General features: G+C 46.0%; 13 protein-coding genes. 6 read left to right on the forward strand and 7 right to left on the reverse strand.

Going from position 1 to position 22,620, the window contains the following annotated elements:
• Positions 1-224 precede the first annotated feature (224 nt).
• Positions 225-1,898 carry a BCCT family transporter gene (locus QGP82_RS09750; RefSeq protein ID WP_499058688.1) on the reverse strand — a complete coding sequence of 558 codons (1,674 nt, stop codon included), beginning with the start codon at positions 1,896-1,898 and terminating at the stop codon, positions 225-227.
• Between the two features lie 833 nt (positions 1,899-2,731).
• Here QGP82_RS09750 and QGP82_RS09755 point away from each other — a divergent pair.
• Positions 2,732-4,045, forward strand: coding sequence for a J domain-containing protein (locus QGP82_RS09755; RefSeq protein ID WP_163702654.1), 1,314 nt, complete (start codon positions 2,732-2,734; stop codon positions 4,043-4,045).
• 137 nt (positions 4,046-4,182) lie between these two features.
• Here the strand turns inward: QGP82_RS09755 and QGP82_RS09760 are convergent, their stop codons facing one another.
• Both QGP82_RS09760 and QGP82_RS09765 read right to left on the reverse strand, forming a co-directional pair.
• Complete coding sequence (locus QGP82_RS09760) at positions 4,183-5,568, reverse strand: sensor histidine kinase (RefSeq protein ID WP_499058690.1); 1,386 nt, start codon at positions 5,566-5,568, stop codon at positions 4,183-4,185.
• A complete protein-coding gene (locus QGP82_RS09765) occupies positions 5,562-6,176 on the reverse strand; it encodes a cysteine hydrolase family protein (RefSeq protein ID WP_499058692.1) in 615 nt (204 codons plus the stop codon). Before QGP82_RS09765 ends, QGP82_RS09760 begins: the two co-directional genes overlap by 7 nt.
• Before the next feature lie 612 nt (positions 6,177-6,788).
• On the opposite strand from QGP82_RS09765, the gene QGP82_RS09770 reads away from it, so the two are divergent.
• From QGP82_RS09770 to QGP82_RS09790, 5 genes are all read left to right on the forward strand, one after another.
• Positions 6,789-7,715 carry a response regulator transcription factor gene (locus tag QGP82_RS09770; protein WP_499058694.1) on the forward strand — a complete coding sequence of 309 codons (927 nt, stop codon included), beginning with the start codon at positions 6,789-6,791 and terminating at the stop codon, positions 7,713-7,715.
• A 169-nt stretch (positions 7,716-7,884) separates the two neighbouring features.
• Positions 7,885-8,430 carry a chemotaxis protein CheW gene (locus QGP82_RS09775; RefSeq protein ID WP_499058697.1) on the forward strand — a complete coding sequence of 182 codons (546 nt, stop codon included), beginning with the start codon at positions 7,885-7,887 and terminating at the stop codon, positions 8,428-8,430.
• A gap of 120 nt (positions 8,431-8,550) precedes the next feature.
• Positions 8,551-12,183 (forward strand): GAF domain-containing protein, encoded by a 3,633-nt coding sequence (locus QGP82_RS09780; protein WP_499058699.1) that lies wholly within the window; start codon positions 8,551-8,553, stop codon positions 12,181-12,183.
• A gap of 87 nt (positions 12,184-12,270) precedes the next feature.
• On the forward strand, positions 12,271-15,279 hold the full coding sequence (locus QGP82_RS09785; RefSeq protein ID WP_499058701.1) for a hybrid sensor histidine kinase/response regulator: 3,009 nt from the start codon (positions 12,271-12,273) through the stop codon (positions 15,277-15,279).
• Positions 15,280-15,377: 98 nt separating this feature from the next.
• Positions 15,378-15,857, forward strand: a complete 480-nt coding sequence (locus tag QGP82_RS09790; protein ID WP_499058704.1) for a chemotaxis protein CheW — start codon at positions 15,378-15,380, stop codon at positions 15,855-15,857.
• Between the two features lie 20 nt (positions 15,858-15,877).
• On the opposite strand, the gene QGP82_RS09795 is transcribed toward QGP82_RS09790, so the two are convergent.
• From QGP82_RS09795 to gntF, 4 genes are all read right to left on the reverse strand, one after another.
• The gene (locus QGP82_RS09795; RefSeq protein ID WP_499058706.1) at positions 15,878-17,179 is read right to left on the reverse strand and encodes a M74 family metallopeptidase; all 1,302 of its coding nucleotides are present in this window, start codon (positions 17,177-17,179) and stop codon (positions 15,878-15,880) included.
• Between the two features lie 267 nt (positions 17,180-17,446).
• Positions 17,447-18,763, reverse strand: coding sequence for a hybrid sensor histidine kinase/response regulator (locus QGP82_RS09800; RefSeq protein ID WP_499058708.1), 1,317 nt, complete (start codon positions 18,761-18,763; stop codon positions 17,447-17,449).
• Between the two features lie 120 nt (positions 18,764-18,883).
• Positions 18,884-21,610, reverse strand: coding sequence for an ATP-binding protein (locus QGP82_RS09805; protein WP_499058710.1), 2,727 nt, complete (start codon positions 21,608-21,610; stop codon positions 18,884-18,886).
• A gap of 229 nt (positions 21,611-21,839) precedes the next feature.
• Positions 21,840-22,610 (reverse strand): guanitoxin biosynthesis pre-guanitoxin forming N-methyltransferase GntF, encoded by a 771-nt coding sequence (gene gntF, locus QGP82_RS09810; protein ID WP_499058712.1) that lies wholly within the window; start codon positions 22,608-22,610, stop codon positions 21,840-21,842.
• Between the last annotated feature and the right edge of the window lie 10 nt (positions 22,611-22,620).

Consider the following 22,620-nt stretch of genomic DNA (forward strand, 5'->3'; position numbering starts at 1 on the left):
CCAGGGGTTACTCCAGACATCCTACCGGAAAAAAAGACCCTAGTTTTTAATGGATTGAAATCAATTAACTTTATTGGGAATATAATTCACTGGTCCAGTCGCAGATATGTTCGGTTCATTGTTGGCTGGGGGGGCAATCTACTTCGCTGGGGCTATGGGATAGCTCAGGGCTTTCCTCCGAAAGGGAGGAAAGCCCTGAGCCCCTCACTTCAAACCAACACCTCCTAAACCGCTTCCTCAACAACTCCTTCAGCCATCTGCAACTCTTTTTCTTTAGCCATCTGCAACTCTTTTCCCTCAATCATCGCCAACTCCTGACTTAGCCCCCTATACAAGCTGAAACACATCACCAACAACACAATCGCAAATGGTAAACCCGTGGCAATGGATGCCGTTTGCAACGCCTGTAGACCACCTCCTAACAACAGCACCGCAGCAACAACACCTTCTATTACCGCCCAAAACACCCGTTGCGGTACAGGGGAATCTAACTTTCCACCAGACGTCAAACTATCCACGACTAAAGAACCAGAATCCGACGAGGTCACAAAGAAAACCACCACCAACAAAATCCCCACAAAGGACGTGATTGCCGTTAGGGGCAGCTGTTGCAACATGACAAATAAAGCAGTGGCCACATTTTCATTAACTGCATTGCTGATGGTACCCGATAGTTCACCCAACTCCATTGACACGGCTGTTCCACCAAATACCGACATCCACAGAAATGTCAGTGTTGTCGGCAGCAGCAACACACCTAAGATAAATTCACGCACCGTACGTCCTTTAGAAACACGGGCGATAAAAATACCCACAAAAGGAGACCAGGAAATCCACCATCCCCAGTAGAATACGGTCCAACTATTCTGCCAGGCTGTTCCCTCAAAGGTTTCCGTCCAAAAGCTGAGGGTGGGCAAGGAGGCCGCATAGTAGCCAACAACCTGAACAAAGGAACCAAAAATAAACAAGGTGGGACCCACCAACAACACAAAGGCCATAAAGATGGCCGCCAAAATCATATTGAGTTCACTCAAGCGGCGCACACCGGAGTCTAAACCAGAAACAACTGACGCTGTGGCAAACCCCGTAATAATGGCAATTAAACCAATCTGGATGGGCGTGTTGATGGGTAGACCCACCAGGAAGTTAAAGCCTGCATTAACCTGTTGGACACCAAAGCCTAGGGAGGTCGCTAATCCAAAAAGAGTAGAAGCGACGGCCAGAATATCAATGACGTTGCCACCCCATCCGTAAATACGATCACCCAAAATGGGATAAAACACGGAACGAATGGTTAAAGGTAGCCCCCAGTTATAAGCAAAAAAGCCCAAGGACAACCCCACAATGGCATAGATACCCCAGGCATGCAGACCCCAGTGAAAAAAGGTAATCCCCAGGGCCTGTTGGGCCGCATCTTGAGACAAGGGTTCAATGGCACCAATGAGCGCGGGCGGATCCTGGAAGTGGTAGATGGGCTCGGCCACGCTCCAAAACATCAGGCCAATTCCCATACCCGCACTGATTAACATGGCAATCCAGGCAAAGGTGGGAAACTCAGGTTTAGCGTTTTGGCCGCCCAAACGAATTCTGCCAAATTTACTAAAGGCGAGAAGAATAGCCACCCCTAGATAAATGCTGACGGACAAGATTAAAAACCAGCCCATCGCCTCCGCAATAAAGGTTTGAATGTCTCCAAAAACAGTCTCGGCAGGCTCGCGAAAGAGTAGGGTCACCAGCACAAACAACACAATGAGACCAGCGGAAACTAGAAATACCTCCGGATGGAAATCAAAGCCATAGCCAGTGACGTTGCGGTCGCCAGGCTGACGACGACTTCGATGCGACCTCGGTGTGCTCAAGGGTTCTTGCCCTTGAGCACCAGGTTCTTGATGGGTCATAAGTAGTACTACTCCAATGCTTAGAGCACATAGCTATGTGCCCTAAGAAAAAATTCATAAATTTCGATCAACAATGATGATGTTCTTAAAAGCAGCAGCGCATCATCAGATTTCGACGTTAGCTGCACGATAAAGGGCACATTATTAAGCCTCTGTCTTTATCTCTACAGTTGTCACTACATGTTTTGAATGCCATAGATTGCTGATTGAAATTTAACTATTAGAGGATGTTTCAACTGTGTAGGTTAACAATCCAGGCTTCTGAAGACCTTGAAAATATTTAGATTAGATACCCTGGATTCAAATTAAACATCCCTAGAAATTTTAGAAGGCTAATGTCCTTTTATAGAGAGTTATAGAGAAGATCTTAATAAAAGTTTCAGATTTTATGATGCACCAGAAACTGAATACGACTTCTAGAAAAAATCTAAAAATTGTCGAAAATATGACAGTCTAAATTGAAAAAATACTCCATATTCCCTATTTTCAAGACTTGTAATTACAAGTTCAAATTTGTGATTTACAGACTAAAAAGTATTAAGTTTGACGGTCACTGATCTAGACAGGGTCCATGACAATTGAGGCAGAATATGAATCCCCCGTGTTGTTTCGAAATCCGTTTGCGATTCTGTCGAGCTGTAAGAACCAGACATATCTGTAGGGTCACCCATGACATCCTTAGGGACCTACAGAGAGGGTCTATCATCGGATGGGACGGTGCGTCGTTGGTAGGGAGTATTGCGTCGTGAGTTACGATTCACCTGACTAAATGATTACAATAAGGACATCTCCTACATCATCACCCCATCCATATCCCACTTGTTTGGTTGTCTATGGCCATTCCTGACGACTATTACGCCCGGTTACAGGTATCGCCCGATGCCACTCAAACAGAAATCAAAGCGGCGTTTCGACGATTAGCACGACGCTATCACCCCGACTTAAACCCAAACGATCCAAGAGCCCTGGAAAAGTTTCGAGCCCTGCATGAGGCCTATGAAGTGTTGACGGACCAGGTGCGGCGACAGCGCTATGACTGCACAGGCACCACTGAATATGATGGCACTCGACCCCAAACAGCCCATGATTTCTACCTGCGGGGTATTCAGCAAACCTTAGCAAGGCGTTATAAAGCAGCATTGGCAGATTTTGACCAAGCCATTGAGCTACAGCCAAACTTAGCTGAGGCCTATTTACGACGGGCTCAGGTGCGCTACATTTTAGAAGATGATGCTGGGGTACTGGCAGACTGTCAGCGGCTACTACAGTTTTCAGATACATTACCCCAGACGTATTACTACCTTGGTTTGGCGCGCTATCGTCTGGGCTATACGGAGAGCTCGATCGCTGCCTTTACCGAAGCCATTGTCCTTGAACCCGATGATCCCCAAGCCTATTTTCAACGGGCAGTGGCCTATGAAGATATCCAGGAATGGGACGAGGCCACCACTGACTTTCAAACTGCCTCCATGTATTACCAAGCCCAGGGAGATTTGGAAGGCTATCATCGGAGTTGCGATCGCATCCACGCTCTCCGCAAACAGCGGCGCTTTAAACTCAGCACCCCTTCCCGCAGAATTGTCGCTAAGCGATGGGGCCTACTGGGGCAGCTCAATCGATTACTATTCGGCCTACTGAGCAACCCAGCAGAAGAGTTGCCTGCCATTTATAGCCATCTTAATCAACGCCAGGCTTTGCGCGTCGGCTGTTTACTCGCCACCCTGGCCCTGAGCAGCTTTACCTTAGGCGGCTACATGCTGCCGTTTGCCTCAGGCGCAACCAGCAGCAATATTGCCCTGGGCGCATTCTGGCTCTCGGGTTCTGCCGCTTTTTTAAGTTTAATTATGATGTTGGCCGTTTCCCGTCTTTGTCTACGACGCCACGGCAGTTGGTCCGACGACACGTTTATCGCTGGTGCCACGTTATTGCCCATGGGTATCTTTATCTTGATCAGTCCTGTGGCCATTGGTATCCCTTGGCTGTGGTTGCTGCTGCTTTGTATCGCTCTGCACCACACACTTTTAACCCTCCACAGCGGCTGTCACCAAATTCAACATTATTCTGTAGTTGCTGCCACCTGGCTAACACCCAGCCTGTTCTTTACGTGTTTGAGCATCGGCTATTTAGTCTGGCGTATCTGGATCTAGCTTTAGTGACATAGCGTTAAACATTACCCCCACTCACCAATCACTGACACCACCAAGCTGTATTCATCCCAACCGGGAACTGCCACAAATGCCGTTACTGATCCTTGAGAGGATCAGTAACGGCTATAAATTAAACCCTATCGAGCATCCGCAACGCCCGCATCGTTTATCGGCATCTGGATTTTAAATGTTGTTCCCTGGCCAATATCAGAGCTACAGCTTATTTGCCCATGATGGTTTTCAACAATAATTTGATGACTAATCGATAACCCCAGCCCAGTTCCTTTTCCAACCGGCTTAGTTGTAAAAAATGGCTCAAACACCCGGGAGATAATATCCTCAGAAATACCAGGCCCGTTATCAGAAATTTCAACATTAACAAAACCATTCTGTGCGTGAGTACAAATTGTCAACACAGGCACAGAATTTAGCAACGTGTTACCTAATACGCTAGCATCATTTTTCTCAACAGCTAATAGGGCATCAATGGCATTACTCAACAGATTCATAAACACCTGATTAAGCTGATCCGGAAAACCATCAATCAATGGCAGTTCACCATAGCTTTTAATTAACTGAATCCCTTTCTCTTCACTGTTTTTTCCCTTAAAGCGATGGTTTAAAATCAATAACGTATCATCGATGCCCTTGTGGATATCTACTTTTGTCATTAATGCTTCATCTACGCGAGAAAAGCCTCGTAGGGAATCGACAATTTTTCTGATGCGCTCTGTGCCTGACTCCATAGAGCTTAGTAACTTGGGAAAATCTCCTTTAATAAACTCAATATCACAATCATCAAGCATGGATTGGATACCCTCAGCAGGTTGAGGATAGTGCTGCTGATAGAGTCCAAGCAAACTCAATAGTTCCTGGGCATAGGCTTGGGCTGGCTCAAGATTACAATGTACAAAACTCACGGGATTATTAATCTCATGGGCTACGCCAGCTACCAACCGGCCCAGGCTAGACATTTTTTCTTTATGCACAAGCTGTCCCTGGGCATACTGCAACTGCCGTATCGTATGCTGCAATTTCTGATTGGCGCTTATCAATTCCAATGTACGCTGTCTGACTCTATCTTCGAGCTGCTCATTTGCCTGTCTTAAAAAAGTCTCAGCCTGTTTACGCTCAGTGATATTAATCAGTGCACCTGAGAGGCTATTACTATCCTCAAACCGCATGGCAAGCTCTAACCACAATAGAGAGCCATTGTCAGCATAAAACCGCAGCTCTAAATAGCAGTCGATTTGCATTTGTAATGCTGTTTGCCATTTATGAATGTCATCCTCATTGATAAACTGATCCAGGGACTTACCGACAACATCTCCAAACGCATACCCTAACGTTTCGGTCCAGGCTCGATTAATAAATGTCAGTACCCCCGAATAGTCACATTCGAACACGATCTCCCGTAAATTTTCGACTAGAGTACGATAACGTCGCTCTGACTCTGTAACCTTTTCAATTAAGCGATACTGAATTTGGGTGTAGAGTTCGTTGACTTTTTCAGGCTCTAGCATAACGATTCAACGGCTAGCTTTTCCAAAAACTCTGAAGACGTGATGGTATCGCTATATAAAGGAAATATATTTTCGCAATAAAAGTCTTGCTCAAAGGTTGTGCGTGCTGATGTACAGTCTTTAAGAATAGAGACATGGTAGCCTTTTTCATGGGCTGAGCGACCAGTAGAGTCAATACAAATAGACGTTACAGCACCCGCTAAAACAAGGTGAACAATATTATTCTTTCGCAGGATTCCGTCTAGATCAGTATTGATAAACGCATTAAATCCACGCTTGCCAGGAACCTCTAAAATTTTATCCTTAAACGGTAGTAGTGCCTGAATACTTTCAAAGCCCTTAGAGCCTTCTTGAAAAGCTCTCATATCCTTAATTGTCTTTAGGATACCCACGGGTTCCATCAACTCCTCATAGTTTGGGGTAAAGCAGATGGGGGTAGAAATTAATAAAACAGCGGTATTTTCTAAGGAATACAATAGCCTGGTCACATTTTCAACTGTCTTGACAGCCTTAGCTGATGCATCAATCACTCCGTGCAAAATTCCATCCGGAGCAAAATAGTCGTTTTGAAAACCAATGAGAAGCAAGGCGGTACGCTGAGGATCCATAAGCCGAAATCGGATAAACACGTCTGTAAGGTCTGATACCTAAAAATCCATATCCTGACGAGTTGAATTCTCGGTGTAGTCAGTAAATAATGGTCGCGATTAGCGACTACCTACATCCACTCCAAATCATTCAGAATAATTTAAATTATATTTAAACAAAATTAGATAACCACCTCACATATATGAATTTTGTAATTGGTTATATCCAGTCTTGGTCAGTAGCGCTCTGGTCTAACGCATAATTGGGCCAATCAATCCCTATATATGCTGATTAATTCCAGTGAACATCAACAATTTAATGAAAAAACGCCCCAGTAATTTTTCCTATTCCTGAACATCTTTATAACCATAAGAACGAATAGAAAAATTATTTCGTTGTCGAAACTGAGTGTATCTATGCAACTGGTCTATTTTTTTCAATCTATTTCCACCCAGGAAAGCTTGATTAGTCAAATGGATGGAGGGTCGCAGCAATAGCCTCTTTGGTTCACGTCAAACGGTTATTGTGATTTGGCATTGGTCAACAGCAACTTTGGCTCTGCGCTGTTGACTATAGTCCAATAAGTTCAAAGCCTTTTAGCCCAGACACCCATATTCATTTGAATCTCTTTTATGACTTGGAAAATCTTATTAGTAGAACATGATGAGCCAATGTGTAGGATGTTACAACAACAACTTGCACAGTACGGATATGAGGTGGTGCTGGCCAATGATGGAGGGGATGAAGGGATTTTAATGGCGGTCACTGAGCTGCCGGATTTGATCTTAATTGCAACAGATCTGCCTGTAATTGATGGTTGGCAAACTATTAAGATCCTGAAGGCTTCCACCGTCACTCAGAACATCCCGATTATGGCGCTGATGGCACTAACCTCAGATGCCGAATGGGGTAAAGTATCCGAGTCAGGCTGTGACGATTATGAGCTGAAACCAATTGATTTAACAAGTGTCCTGAATAAAATCAAGGCTCTCTTAAGTCCTGAAAATGCATCTGCTCTTTCAGCCATATCTTATGGTTTCGAAAGCCCATTATTCCAGGATCATTTGCCAGCTTCTCAACGTTCAAGAGAAGCTCAGATATCCAAGCGTTGGGCTCAGGTGGCAAATGCTACTAACCCAACAACATCAAGTCAATCAAGGGTGGTGTACGTTGATGATAGTCCGGTAGATAGCCAAGTTATGGCAGAAATTGTCAGGGGTGCAGGCTATGAATATGACAATATTACTGAACCATTAGACGCTATTCCTATATTATTGGAGCTTAGACCTAAGGTTATTTTTCTAGATCTGGTGATGCCATTTACCAATGGCTATGAGGTATGTGCTCAGATTCGACGCATATCTACCTTTCGAAAAACCCCTATTATTATTGTTACTAATAATGATGGTATTATCGATCGAATTCGCGCCAGAATCGTTGGTGCATCAGGATTCTTCAGCAAGCCGGTCAAGAAAAAGCGCGTCCTCAAGGTACTCAACAAATACTTGGGTGCTAGTCGTGAAGAAACCATCCAAAGTCTTTCTCCAAGTGAATTTTGATCTTTTTTCTAATGTGTTTAGTGGCCGTCATGTTCGCTAATTAGTGGCCGTCATGTTCGCTAATTAGTCAATAAATACTCTGATTCTGATGCTGTTCTCAGTATCAGTACTTAGGCCCTCGCGTGAACATCAACACTATAGAACTTATATCCACCTGAGCACATCAGCCATGGCATCAACTGTTGTCAGTCAGCTACAGTCATCTCTTCAGGAGACTGCGGCACTGTCGGATCCACTTGGACTGGAGCCCATTCCTGAAGATACGCGTCAACGTTTTTTGAGATTTAAACTCTCCGGAGAGAACGGAACATTATTGCCCCTAGAAACGATTATTGAGATATTGCAATTAGAGCCAGTAGAGATTTTACCTGTACCAGAGGTACCGGCTTATTTATTGGGCGTATGCCACTGGCGCGGTGCCATTCTGTGGCTGACGGATCTAAATGTGTTAGTTGGCTCACCGCCGCTGTGGCAGCAGGCTCCATCCCTAGAAAAGCCATTAGTTATTGTTATCGAATCTGGCGATCGCAGGGTTGGTCTGGCGGTAGAACAGGTGGATGATGTGGAAATGGTGGCTCCTGAGACAATTCACTTGCCAACCGAATTTGACTCGACGGCAATAGCGCCTTTTGTCATGGGCTATTTGCCAAACCATGGAGGTACTGTATTGGATGTGGATGTCATTGTTGAACGCTCTCTACAAGGTCCCCCTTAATACCCTAAGCTCCTGCTCTTCTAACCTAGGAGTTCACCTCAGCATTACTCGATGCTATGGGCTGAAATTACACACTGAAATTACACATTAATTACACACGACTAAGGTTTAAAATTATTCATGGATAACATCGCTAACAATAATTCAGACGAGCTACTGACAACCGTTGATACCCCATCTCCAGAAGAGCAGGACTCGTCTCCAGAACTAATGCTAGCCGCTGAGGAGTTGACGCTAAGTCAAACTGCGTCAGACCAGTCTACTGAGATCACCCTTGCAGTAGAGTCCATTCCCTTTTCACAGAATCAGAGTAGACGACCGTTTGCGATCGCAAACGCCATGGCTCAAGCCACTGACTTAGAAAACCTTTACCAGGTTACGGTTAGTCAATTACGTAAACGATTTAATGTAGAGCGAGTCCTGATCTATCAGTTTCAATCTGAAACCCAAGGCACTGTCATTGCCGAGTCACTCACGTCCGGCTATACACCTGCTTTGGGACAGACTATTGCCCCCTTATCCTTTGGAGCAACCACCACTCAACACTATCAGCAACAAGCCGTTATTAGCATTAGTAATATTGCAGAAGAGGCTATCACCCCCTACCAGGCACAAACCGCCCAACGCTTTCAGGTGCAGGCTAGTCTCGGCTTACCTCTTTTTTTAGAAAACCAGTTATGGGGATTGTTGGTCGTTCAAAATTGTGCAGCCCCTCGTCAGTGGAAAGATTCTGAAATTGCCCTACTCTATCAAGTCGGCACCGAACTCATCTTAAAGCTTCAGCCATTACGACTGCAAGCTGAACGACAGTTGCTTGCTAGTGTCAGTGACAAACTCCGTCAATTATCCGATCAAGAAACCCTCTTTCGGGGCATCACTCGAGACCTTAGGAGACTCCTAAATGTTGATCGCGTGGCTATTTGCCAGTTTCGTCAAGACTACAGTTTTCAATTTGTCTTTGAATCAAAAGTGGGGCCAGTAGCCTCGATGCGTGATGTTGTTTTAGCAGATAGCCATCTGCAAAAGCATGAGGGAGGAATCTTTCGGCAATCTGACCCATTTGTCGTCAACCATGTCGCCAAAGATCCCACGCTCACCCCTTGCCATGTCGAGACTCTAACCGACTTTGACATTAAAGCCTGTGCCATTGTGGCGATTTATCAAGGACAGAAACTGTGGGGTTTGCTGGGGGCCTATCAACATAATGGTGCCCGATACTGGGACCCCAATGAAGTCAAATTGTTGACTCAGTTAGGTGACTTGGTCGGGGTCAGCTTGCATCAATCAGAACTCATGGAGGATCAAGCCAAAGCCTCTAAAAACCAGGAAGCCCTGCCCGACATTATTAATAAAATTAGCAATACGGCCTATGCTGAAAACATTTATCAAACCGCTGTACAAGAGGTTCGTAATCTCCTGAATGCAGAGCGCGTCTGCATTTACAAATTTCGCCCAGATTATTTCGGCGACTTTATCTATGAATCTGGTACCGGTGGGTGGCCATCATTGGTGGGAAGCGCCTGGGAAGATACCTACATTCAAGAGAATCAAGGGGGGCGATTCCGCAACACTGAGCAACCGTTTCTCGCAGATGACATTTACTCCGCTGGGTTAAGTGAATGTCATGTTCAAACTTTAGAGCATTTTGGCGTTAAATCCTTCTTGATCGTCGCCATTAGACAGGGAGGTAAACTTTGGGGGCTATTAGGTGCTTTTCAACATAGTGGGCCTCGCCATTGGCTGGAGAGTGATATCAACGTTTTACAAGATATCAGCCGCCAGATGGAAGTCAGTCTGAAAGGGGCTAATTATGTTGCCCAGTTACAAGAGCAATCGGCTCAGATGACTAAAGCGGCTCAAATTGGTCGTTCAGTGTCCACTATCATTCCAAAGATTTTGCAAGCCCAGGACGCTGAGCAAATCTTGAAAGTAACACAGCGAGCAGTACGGCAACTGCTGGTATGCGATCGCGTCGCCTTCCATCGCTTCAATCCTGACTGGAGTACCGAACTACTCTATGGATCAAGTGCAAAAAGTCAGGCCAGTTCAGACTTAGAAGAAAATCTGCAGGCAATTTGGCCAAAGCACAATTTGCAGGAAACCCAGGGAGGGCCTTATCGCAACCAAGACAGCTTAGTCATTAACAATATCTATGCCGCTGACCATGCACCTTTGGAGATTGAAATGCTGGAGGAATTTAGCATTAATGCCTATGTGGCAGTACCCATCTTTAATAAAGGTCAGCTCTGGGGTGTGCTGAGTGCATATCAAAATGAGAAACCCCGTTCATGGACTAACGCAGAGATTAATGCCCTGAAACAAATTGGTTTACAGGTGGGGACTGCAATGCAGCAAGCAGATTACCTCAAACGCTTGGCCCGCATAGCCCAGCAGGAAAAATTAATCAGTACTATTATCGATCGTCTCCGCAAAGCCACCGATTTACCCCAGGCGCTGACAACAGTGGCCCGTGACATTCGTGAAATGCTTCAAGCTGATCGAGTAGGGCTGTACCAATTTGATCCAGCCACCAACTATAGTGTCGGAGCGTTTGTTGTAGAAGACGTTGCTCCAGGGGTACGGTCTGCGATGGCCGCCAGGATACAAGATCACTGTTTTGCTGAAGGTCAAGCAGAAAACTATCAAAAAGGCCGCTACTGGGTCGTCAATGATGTTAAAACCCTGGATCTGCCCAATTGCTTAGTCGATCTACTGGCTAACCTACAGGTCCGGGCTAGCTTAGTCGTTCCCCTACTCAAAGGCGATGTGCTTTGGGGCTTATTTGCCATTCATCAGTGCCAGGGACCCCGTGAATGGCAAGAGTCTGAAGTGGAATTTATTCATCGCATTGGTGCCCAGCTTAACCTGGCGCTGCAGCAGGGTGAATATTTAGATCAGCTCAAGGCTAAAAATACAGCCCTGACTGAAATTGTTTTAGAGGTGCAAAAAGCGGCGGATCAAGTGGGGCAGACATCCCAGTTAAACGCCGTCTCCATCACCCAGCAAACTGAGTCTCTAACCCAGGTTCTCAAGCGTGTTCAAGATCTCATGCGCCTTTCTGAAGGGGTGGTGGGTGATGCCCAACAAGTGGAAGCTGTTGTCCAGCAGGCGAACAAAACCGTGCGCATTGGCGATGCCGCCATGAACCGCACGGTTGATGGCATCATGACCATTCGTTCCACCGTAGCCGATACTAACCAGCGCATTAAACGGCTGAGTGAGTCGTCCCAAAAAATCTCGAAGGTGGTCAGCCTGATCAGTCAATTCACCACTCAAACCCAGCTACTGGCGCTGAATGCGTCTATCGAAGCCACCCGCGCAGGGGAATATGGTCGTGGGTTTGCCGTTGTCGCGGACGAAGTGAGATCGCTAGCCCGACAATCTGCTGAAGCAGCCACCGAAATTGAACAGCTAGTGCAGGAAATTCAGGTGGGTACCGCAGAGGTTTCAACCGCTATGGAAACGGGTATCCAGCAGGTGGCGGAAGGCACCAATCTGGTCACCGACACCCGTCGTAATTTGACGGAAATTGTAGAAGCTACCGGCCAGATCAGTAACTTGATTGAGGAAATCACCGAAGCCACACACCAACAGGCCGATGAGTTTAAGGGGGTGACGGCCACCGTGACAGAAGCCACCACCACCGCTGCTCAAACCTCGAAAAATTCAGAACAGTTAACCTTATCCATTCATCAACTGTTAACGACCGCCAAGGCGCTTCAAGCCAGTACGGGCACTGAATCAGTGTTCTAACAGTCGAACATCGTAGCGTCCTTTGTTTAACCTAACCCCAGGGCGCTACCAGATTTTTACATGCCATAACAATCTCGTTTTCAGTGAATGATGACTTCTGATTCCGTGCATTCCCAGCAGGTACCCTCTTACTTTTTGCAAGAAGCCTCCGAGTTGCTTCAGCAAATGGACGGTGAGCTGCAAACCCTCAGCCAGGATTTTGGTGTCCAGAAGGTCTATGCATTGATGCGAATAGCCCATACTCTGAAAGGAGCCGCCGCCAGTGTCGGATTAGACCACATTAAAACAACCACCCATTCCCTAGAGAATGTGTTTAGGGCATTGTGTAGTCCCAATGCCTCCCTCACTCCTGCCATAGAATCACTCATTTTTGAGGGCTATGGCTGCTTACAGTTGCTACTTTCGGCCCAAATAGCAGAGGCCCAGATTGATGAGCCCAGCATTTTGGAGCGCATGGCAGATGTGGTCTCTAAGTTGGAAAAACATCTGGGCAGTCGGTTTGGACAAGATGGTTATTTACCCACATCGAGTGAGCTGGGGGTGGATATTACCCGGTCAGTTTTTGAGAAAGGCATCACGCAACGTCTCCGGCAATTAGAAGTGGCCCTGGAAACGCCAGATCCAGAAAATCTTAGGTCTTTATTGCGCTCCCAGGCGGATGTTTTTGGTGGTTTAGCCGAGTCGTTTAATCTGCCAGGGTTTGGAGCAATTGTTCAAACCACGCTCAAAGCACTGGAGTGTCGGCCTGATCTGGTGGTGCAAATTGCCCAGATTGCCCTAGACGACTACCGCGCTGGCCAGCAGCTTGTCTTGGACGGCGATCGCAATCGCGGCGGTGAACCCAGCTTAATGCTAAAAAAATTGGCCACTCCCCCCAAGTCCGCCAAGAACAATTGGTTAGGACAGGTGTGGAATGCTTTAAACCATCCGATTCCAGGGACGACAGCGAAACATCAAACTGCGACTAAATCGCAGAGCCCAGTCGCCCCCAGCCGCCCCCCCAACTCACCTCCGTCTATTCCTGAGCAAAGAGCAGCCAACAAAGGGACATTGGACGATCTATTGACAACATCAAAATCAGTTGCGATCGCAGAAAAGAATGCTTTATTCACAACCCAGCAGGGGGGGGCTGGTTTAGACAACAGTGACTCCAGGACAGATGCCCCCCGACTATCTGACTTACCTGTTCCTAAGTCGGCTCCTAAAACCTCCAGTATTCCGACCTTAAATGTCTCCAACCTTAAAATATCCGTTGCTCACCTGGACCAAATTAACTATGCCATTGGTGATTTATTAACCCAGCAAAATCGGCAGGCCCTTCACAATCAGCAATTAGCAACCGCCAGTAAGGCTCTACTCAACCGACTAGAGCAGCAACAACAACAGTTAACCAAATTACTCAACCAAGCCAGCAATAGCACCCTCGCCCACCCCACCACCCGCAGCACTGAATACCAGTTCGATACATTAGAATTCGACAACTACAGCGAACTTCAGCTGCAAGTCCAGGCGTCGTTGGACACCTTAGTGCAGCAAATAGAAAACGCTGAAGCCATTGAACTGTTTGTGCGCCAGAACACTCAGGCCGTTGAAAAACAGCAGCGGTTAATTAAAACTCTACGAGAAACTGTGGTCACAGCGAGAATGCAGCCCATCGACAATGTGTTTCAACGTTTTCACCAAGTTTTAGGTCGCTTAGTGGCTCAACAAGGCAAACCCGTAGAGCTATTGATTGAAGGTGGTCATGTCCTTGTCGATAAGATGATCGCTGACAAGCTTTATGAACCCCTCTTGCACCTGATCCGCAATGCCTTTGACCACGGTGTCGAAAAAGCATCAGAGCGTAAACAGCAGGGAAAGATAGAAGACGCTAAAATCACGCTATCCGCAAAACAAGAAGGGCACCACCTCAGCATCACTGTGCGAGATAATGGTCGCGGTCTTAACCTTGATAGCATTCGGGAAAAAGCGATCTCCCAACAACTGATCACAGCAGATGAGGCTCAACAACTAACATCTGACCAAATCAGCGAACTAATCTTTGAGCCAGGTTTTTCAACGTCAGCGCAAGTTAATGACATCTCAGGGCGAGGGTTTGGACTCGATGCGGTACGGGCTCAGATATATCCCCTCCACGGCAGGGTGACGGTCACCCATAAACCTGACCAAGAAACCTGTTTCACCCTGGAGCTTCCGACTCATTTAACAATTGCCAGATTGTTACTCTGTCAAACAGGTGAAACACTATATACCTTTATGACCGATGCCATTGAGCAAATTCTCGTTCCTAAACCTGAGCAGTTAAGTACCCGTAATGAGAGAAAAATGCTGAGCTGGGAGTTGGAAGGTAAAGAATATTTAGTGCCCGTCATTTCCCTTGCAGATGCCCTCAACTACAACGCCAAACTTCCCCATAGCCATTGGCAAAGAACAGACCAGACAGCCGATATATCCAGTCCAATTTTGATTATGCGACACCAAGATAAGATCTTGGGTCTAGAATGCGATCATCTTTTGGGAGAACAAGAACTCGTCATTCGCTCCCTGGGAGATATGGCCTTTACCCCCGAGTATTTCTATGGCTGTAGCATTCTCCCCAATGGTCGTCTCAGCCTGGTCATTGATGGTAGTCTGTTAACGGTGAATGTTTTACAACAGTCTTCTCAAACATCAACCGTAAGTTCTCCACCACCACACCATCAAGCTGAACCATCGACTCTAGAGAAACAATCGATCTTAATCGTTGATGATTCCATTACGGTGCGTAATACCCTAGCCCAGGGATTACAAAAGGCTGGCTATCGGGTTATCCAAGCTAAAGAAGGCAATGAGGCGTTACAAAAACTAGAGCACACGCCAGTGACAGTTATCTTGTGTGACTTAGAAATGCCAGGCATGAATGGCTTTGATTTTCTAAGAGCGCGCCAGAGAATCCCAACCGTTGCATCGGTGCCAACGATTATGCTCACATCCCGAACAGGGGATAAACATCGTCACCTGGCTCAGTCTTTGGGGGCCGATAACTATTTAACCAAGCCCTATTTGATGCCTCAGCTGATTGAAACCATTAACAATGTCTTAACGCCGGACGCTTAAGCATTAAATTGCTAACATTCCGCAGCATAGCCCCATCTTTTATCGATAGGGCGTTTTCAAACGCCTTGAAGACCCACCGCTCCCCTGTACTCCCCCCTATGGATAACAACACACCAGAGATAGAACGATTTATTACCTTTGACGTGGGTGGCTACTGGTTTGCCTTGCCCATGATGTCCATTCTGAAAATTGTTAACTGCCCACCCCCTACTCAAGGGGGAACTGTGGGCATTGGCTTAGTGCAGTTGGGCTCCCACACAGTCCGACTCTTAAATTTACATAGAGAAGTCGGTAAGACGGCTGAAGCCTCACCTGATCATGCTCCCTTTCTAGTGGTTGTTCGCACCCCTCAAAAGGAGCTATGGGGCATTGCCTTGGATGAGCCACCCGACTTGATAGAACTCCCCTTGACCCTCTTCAAACCAGTATCCCTGGAACCCCCGTTTGACCACAAGACAAACTGGATTAGTCACATGGCGATTGTGTCTGAAAAGGATAAGGACAGCGATCGCACCCTGCTATTGTTAGATGTTCATGCCGTCTTTCAACATGACATTGGTCAACCTGTCAGCGCCTAGCGCCCTCACTAGCAACCACATTAGACCTGCGGGGGCACATTGATCTCAAAATGAATGTGATCATCATGGCCGCCTGCGCGTCGGCATAGCCTTTTGCTAATCAGAGCGGGATCGTTGAAATACAGAGTCCTCTTATCGACCCAAGGTTGTGCTCGTAACGCCTTTAAGATGGCCTCGGTTGCATTGCGATCGTAGTTAGCATTAGACCATCTTGTACCGCCAAACCGTCCTCCCTTACGGGGTAGCACGATATCCCCCGCATTGCCGCTTTGATGACCAGAATGATCCGGCGTGCGCCCTCCCTTGGGGAGACTGACATCATTCACGGCCATGGGGGCAATCTCTGAACGATTTTTACGATAGGCCAGCTCATAGTGAATACCGGCTGAGCGAATTACATTGCTAATCCAATCAATACCATAGTCATGGCTATCCCCTGGCTGGTCTAACACTTCCACGTTATAAAAGCCCACCCCCTGGCCTGGCATCCGCATCCATTTGGGTGCATTCGCGGCTTCTAAAAACTGCTGGGTTTTACCCCCGACATCCACTCGCCCATCACCTCGAAGCGTGGTACTGCCTGAGATCGCAGACTGAAACAGCTGAATAGCCTGGATCAGATTATTAATGGAGTTGCCTGCCGCAAAGTCATATCCCAGGGCCACTAAACGGTCGCGGACAAGTTTGACATCACTGGCTCGATTTGACCCTCCAGACCCAACACTGGCACTAAGCGCAAGCTTCTGGCCCCCTGGATGTTTCTCAATGTAGGGGGTTAGGGTTAGGGACGCCATATCCGTAGCCTCACCTGCAACAACCTTAAGCCGACGCATCTGGGGCTTAGGCACGGCTAAAAAGACGGACTGAAAAGCCCACTGGTTATTCCCATTAACCGTTGTTGTTGCAATGGGCTTTTGGTTGTTGTCCACATAAAGGTTCACCGTTTTACCCACCAAATCATCACTGGTGGTGCCCGCCAGCTGATAGGGATGGTAGATCTTCACCTGGTTAGGAACTTTGGTAATTTTGATACCCTGACTAGACGGCGGCTCAGGGGTGGGGGTCACCGGTTGAGGGTTGGAAATCGGCGGGGGGGCGGGGGGTTGCGGCTTGGGTTGCGGCTCATCGACCCCGGTCCCTACGGATACCAGGAAAAACCCTGGTGCATCATCACTATTAAGCCAGTCCTTGAGCACCTTAGTCCGAAAAAAGGTTTCACCCTCTACATCACCCTGACGTGGGGACTTGTCAATTTTCTGGCGGTAGTAACCACCCTCCATTAAATAAATGGCTTTATCAGTTTCCTTAATCCAAGTCCCCATAGGTCCTCCAAACGATGCTGATGTAGGAAAGCGAAATGTTAACCAAGCTCAGGTCCCTGCAAATGTTAGCAGGATATGACTATGCGGTTAGATATCTAAATAGATATCTATTTGTTGGGTTTTTGGTGGATTTTCAGGTGAATTTCAATGAATCTAAATCAATTTAAAATCCTCTCTAGTTTCCTGAAACCCAGCCTTGCCGCTCCTGAGTATGATTTAGCCTTGCCAATCCAGGCTATTGGCAAGTTTCACAGAGCCGTTCATCCCCTAAACTGATTTAGTTGAGGCAATGGGAATTTCAATCAGAAACTGGGTCCCTGGCTGGTTTGGAATGGGCTCACACCACAGTTTGCCTTTGTGGGTTTCAGTTACGATGGTGTAACTGATGGACAACCCCATACCGATACCTTTGCCGACGGATTTGGTCGTAAAGAAGGGGTTGAAGATTTGCGATCGCAAATTTTCCGGCACGCCCATACCGTTATCCATAATTCGGATCAGCAGCCGACTATCCTGGATCGCTGTCGAAATTTTAATCATGCCGGGATCTGCGATCGCATTTTCCACAGTTCGGTGAGCATCACGCTCATTCACAGCCTCAATGGCGTTACTCAACAAATTCATAAATACCTGATTGAGCTGCCCTGCATAGCATTCAACCAGAGGTAAGACTCCGTAATCTTTAACAACCTGAATATCAGGATAGTGATTGCTACGTTGCAAGTGACTTTGCAAAATGGTGAGGGTACTATCGATACCCTCATGGATATCAGCCAGTTTAATCTCTGCCTCATGGTGTCGCGAAAACGTCCGCAGAGAAAGCACAATGTCACAGATCCGACTAGTGCCAAGGCTCATAGAGTTTAAGATCTTCATTAGATCCTGCTCAAGATAGTCCAGATCCAGTTCATCGATCTTGTCAGCAACTGCCTTTGGAGGGTTGGGAATATGCTGCTTATAGAGTGAGATAATGCTCAATAGATCTTCCACATAGCGCTCAGCGTGGTGAAGATTGGCATGGATAAAATTCACTGGATTATTGATTTCATGGGCAACCCCTGCAACAAGTTGCCCCAAGCTCAGCATCTTTTCATTATGTACCAGTTGTATTTGTGTTTTCTTAAGTTCCTCAAGGGCCCGCTGTAGCTCTCTCTCGGCCTGCGTTCTCTCAGTAATTTCACTGAGTAACTGCATTTGTGTGTGTCGCAATGTCAGGTGCACTTTAACCCGTGCTAGCACCTCATCAGGGTGGATCGGCTTAGTAATGTAGTCAACGGCACCTATGCTGAGGCCTTTAACCTTATCGACCTCATCGGTCAGGGCTGTCATAAAGATAACTGGAATATCTCGGGTCCTTGGATTCTGCTTGAGTTTTTCACAGACTACAAATCCATCCAGCCCTGGCATCATCACATCCAGTAGAATAAGATCTGGAACTATTTTTTCTAATTTCTTAAAAGCACTCTCTGCATTTTTAGCAATTGAAACTTTGTAATTAGACTGTTGAAGAAATTCATAGAGGAGTTTAATATTAGTTGGAATATCATCAACAATCAAAATTTCACTTCGTTGGGAGCTCAACATAATCTAGCGAGGTCCAAAGAAAAAATTAACGAGGTATTTAAAGTAAGCGTTGAATCTGGTGAGTCTAGTTACTCTAGATTTCCCAAAAGTTAGTTTGTCTCTAAAGGGACATCCTATGGTTTAAAAGTTTATATGGGGTTTCACAAGTTGGACAATCCCTTCATCATCAAAGTCATCAGCTAGTTTCAACAACTGATCAACAAATGGAGCATAGTCTGAACTAAGCTGCTTTAGGTGAGCAACTTCAGCTTGAATATCTGCAATATACCCCTTTTCAGCTGCCTCATAGAGAGGCATCAGGATATCTGAGGATGGCACAACCATCTCAGCCCCAAGATTAGGCGACACAGCTTCTACAGGTTTTAAGTCATATTGCCACTCTAAGCGCAAGAGCTGTTGAAGCTGATTTATAAGCTCTTGTGCCTGTATCGGTTTTGATAAAAAGCCACTAAATCCAGTCTCAATGCTGGCTTCTAAATCTCCACCAGATAAGTGTGCCGAAGAAGCAATAATAGGCACAGATTGGAATTCTTTCAAATTATGAAGCTGTTTGAGAAGTCCATAGCCATCCAAGTTGGGCATCAGCAAGTCTGTAATCACTAAATCTGGTAGAAATGATTTAGCCTTAGTGATGCCATCCTGGCCATCCTGAGCTTCCAATACTTCAAATCCAAGGGGTTCTAAAAGATTGACGATCACAGAGCGATTTTCCCATCGATCATCGACGACTAAAATTTTTCTACCTTTACCGTCATATCCCGTCAGCTCACCTAAACCTGGCTGTTCAAGGTTACTTTGAAGCCAGTCCTCAGCAAGGGGACAAACTACGTCAAATTCAAAGACACTGCCTTCGCCCAAGGTACTTTTAACCTGAATATGGCTGTCCATCAGCTGAATAATTTGCTGGCTAATGGCAAGACCTAATCCAGTGCCTTCAATTACATATTTGGTGTTATCTGTCTGCTCAAAAGGCGCAAAAATTTTCTCAAAGTTATCAGTTGCAATGCCAACACCGGTGTCTTCAACAGCAAAATGAAGCTGCGTAAGTAATGGATTCTGGGGATCAGCTTGCGCTTCCACCTTCAGTGTGACCCTACCCGCGTCAGTAAATTTAACTGCATTGCCAAGGAGATTTAACAAAACCTGCCGTAACCGTTTTTCATCAGCAACGATGCCTGGCGGCAAGGTATCGAGAGGCTCAAAAATCAGGGGTAAATTTTTCTGATCGGCACGAATCCGACAAATTTCCACAACTCCTTGTACAAAAGAAGGAAAATGAAAGGGGCTAGGATTTAATTCCAATTTTTGCGCCTCAATTTTAGAAATATCTAAAACATCATTAATTAGAGTTAAGAGATGACCAGCGCATTGGGAAATAGTCCGAATACTTTTACGGTCTTTGTCAGGGCGATTTTTTTGAAGTTGCAGAATTTGGGCATATCCTAAAATGCCATTCAGCGGTGTTCTAAGCTCATGGCTCATATTCGCTAAGAACTCGCTTTTAGCATGGTTGGCCATATCTGCAAGATCCTTCGCTTCAGCTAACTGAGCAGTACGCTCTGCAACTCGGGTTTCCAGCATTTCAAAGGCATCTTGCAACTGTTCTGCCATTTGGTTAAACGCAGACGATAACCCTTGTAGTTCGCGAATTCCCCTAACTTGCAGCGATTGGTCCAAATCTCCCGTTGCGATCGCTTGACTAGCCAAATTTAATCGCTGAATCGGCGCACTAATCCAGCGAGACGTCAGAAATCCTAGTAAAGTTGCAATCACCAGGGCTGCAACACATAGCATGACCGTATTACGGGTGTTGGCATTAATTGCTGCCATAAAGTCAGACTCTGGGATGGCAACCACCACCAGCCAATCCAACCCATAATCATCTTGCCAGGGAGACACCTGGACGAACTGTCGGCTGCCGTCTGTTCGAAATTCTAGTTGCTGGCCATTCTGGATATTTTCAAAGCCATTAAATTCCGCTTCCAGATATTGAGCGGTTGCTCGAATAATTGAATCAGAACTTTCTAGGGCACTCAGGCGCTGGGGTTCTCCATCGACTACACTGTAAGTTTTGGCTTCACTAGAATTACCTATCAGCAGACCATCCCGTTCCATCAAAAAGGCTTTGCCATTGGGGCTGATATCTAGTTTTTTCAGAAAATTACTAATATCACTCAGGAGCAGATCAATACTCAATGCCCCAAAAAGCTGACCTTCAGTGTCATAAAGGGGGAACGAAGCAGATGCAGCAACATAGTCTTCGAATCCTTCTGCATTATAAATACTGCTCCATGTTGGTTGCCCTGCATTGACAGCATCGAGATACCACTGGTCTTCAGGAGCGTAATATTCAGTAGCATCTAATACATTGGTACGATTTCCTTGAGCATCGGTGCCATAGGTATAGTCTTTCCCATCTGCTAATGAATGTTCGACGATAGTGACACCTTGACCTGCTAGCCAGCGTCCAGCTCCCACCCCTTCTCCTGACTCCAGGTAATACCCAATAAAATTGATATCTGGATAGGTTTGTGCCCTTTGCCATAGGTTACGACCGGTCAGCTCAAAATTTTTGATATCAAGGACTCCAGTTTGTAACTCATCGACGGTTATGGCACCCAGTTCATGGGGACGAGATAGGTAACTGTCTAAATGCTGATCAACCCGGCCACTAATTTCATTACTAAGACGTAAAACCAAGCTATTAACAGCCTTTTGACTATTTCTGAAGGACAGATATCCCACTAACCCTACAGCTGAAAAAATTTGCAAAACGAATGGGACGACAAGCACAAGGCTTAACGGCGTCCCATGGGGCATTTGACTGTGTTTTCTGTCCATAGCCATAGGTTTTGGGTTCAACACTGTAGGGAAATAGATGACGATGTACTTTACCAACTTCTGTAAGGTTATTGGAAAAGACTCGATTCAGCTATATCCGCTAGAGTGCCCAGGAAAAAAATGGCTAACCACAGGCCATAGATGGCTATATCATCACTTTTTCATGAAACAAGTGGCTCATTGAGACGACTTAAGAGTTTAAAGTTGTCAGGTTTGTTTTTGTTAAAACTCAGATTTAAGAAGATTTAACACCACAAGCAAAGATGGTATAGAAAAATCCCTGTTCTGAATATTCAGGTAAATCTCTAACACGAATGTCAAGATTGACAAACCCATTGTCTAAAAAACAGCTCAGTACATCTTGGGGATTCAGTTCCGTAGATGGGAAACAGTTGTCACCAACTCGATAATAGTTACCAGAACCACAGGCTGAGGTGATCAATGTGCCACCAGGTTGCACCATGCCCATAATATTACGCATATAGGTACGCCACTCGTCTTTATTGAGGCTAATACCTTCTGCACAATAATGGGCTGTCACCAATGGATAAAACGTGCGTTTGCTTTCCCCTAAAGGATTAGGTTCTCTGACATCACCCGGGGTAATTAGGGTAACTTTTTGACGTGCGTCTAGCTCTCTTTGCTGAACCTCTAGAGGTTCAGGCAATTGATGGCCTTCAAGCTGTAATACCTTTTGAGTGAAAAGCTGCCAATCGTAGGCTGTTGGATCTCCAGAAAACCATTTCTTTAGTTCAATTAAATTGGACTCAACATATTCAGAAACATGAATCTCGTGGGCCTTAGTTACCAAAGGTAAAATATGGGAAATAATAGGTCCACTGCCAAAATCTAATGCAACTGGGACAGACTCGATTCGCTTTAAAGACTCTACCAAAAACTCCAAACAGTATTGTTCGTCAGGCATAATTCCAGAATAGTATTCTTGCAAATACTGTTTCGGATCCCAGGCAGAATAATCTGTGTACTTCGTTTCAACAGCTTGCATTGGTTCTCTC

It is taken from the genome of Leptothoe sp. LEGE 181152 (genome assembly GCF_032906605.1).
Lineage (GTDB): Bacteria > Cyanobacteriota > Cyanobacteriia > Phormidesmidales > Phormidesmidaceae > Leptothoe > Leptothoe turfae.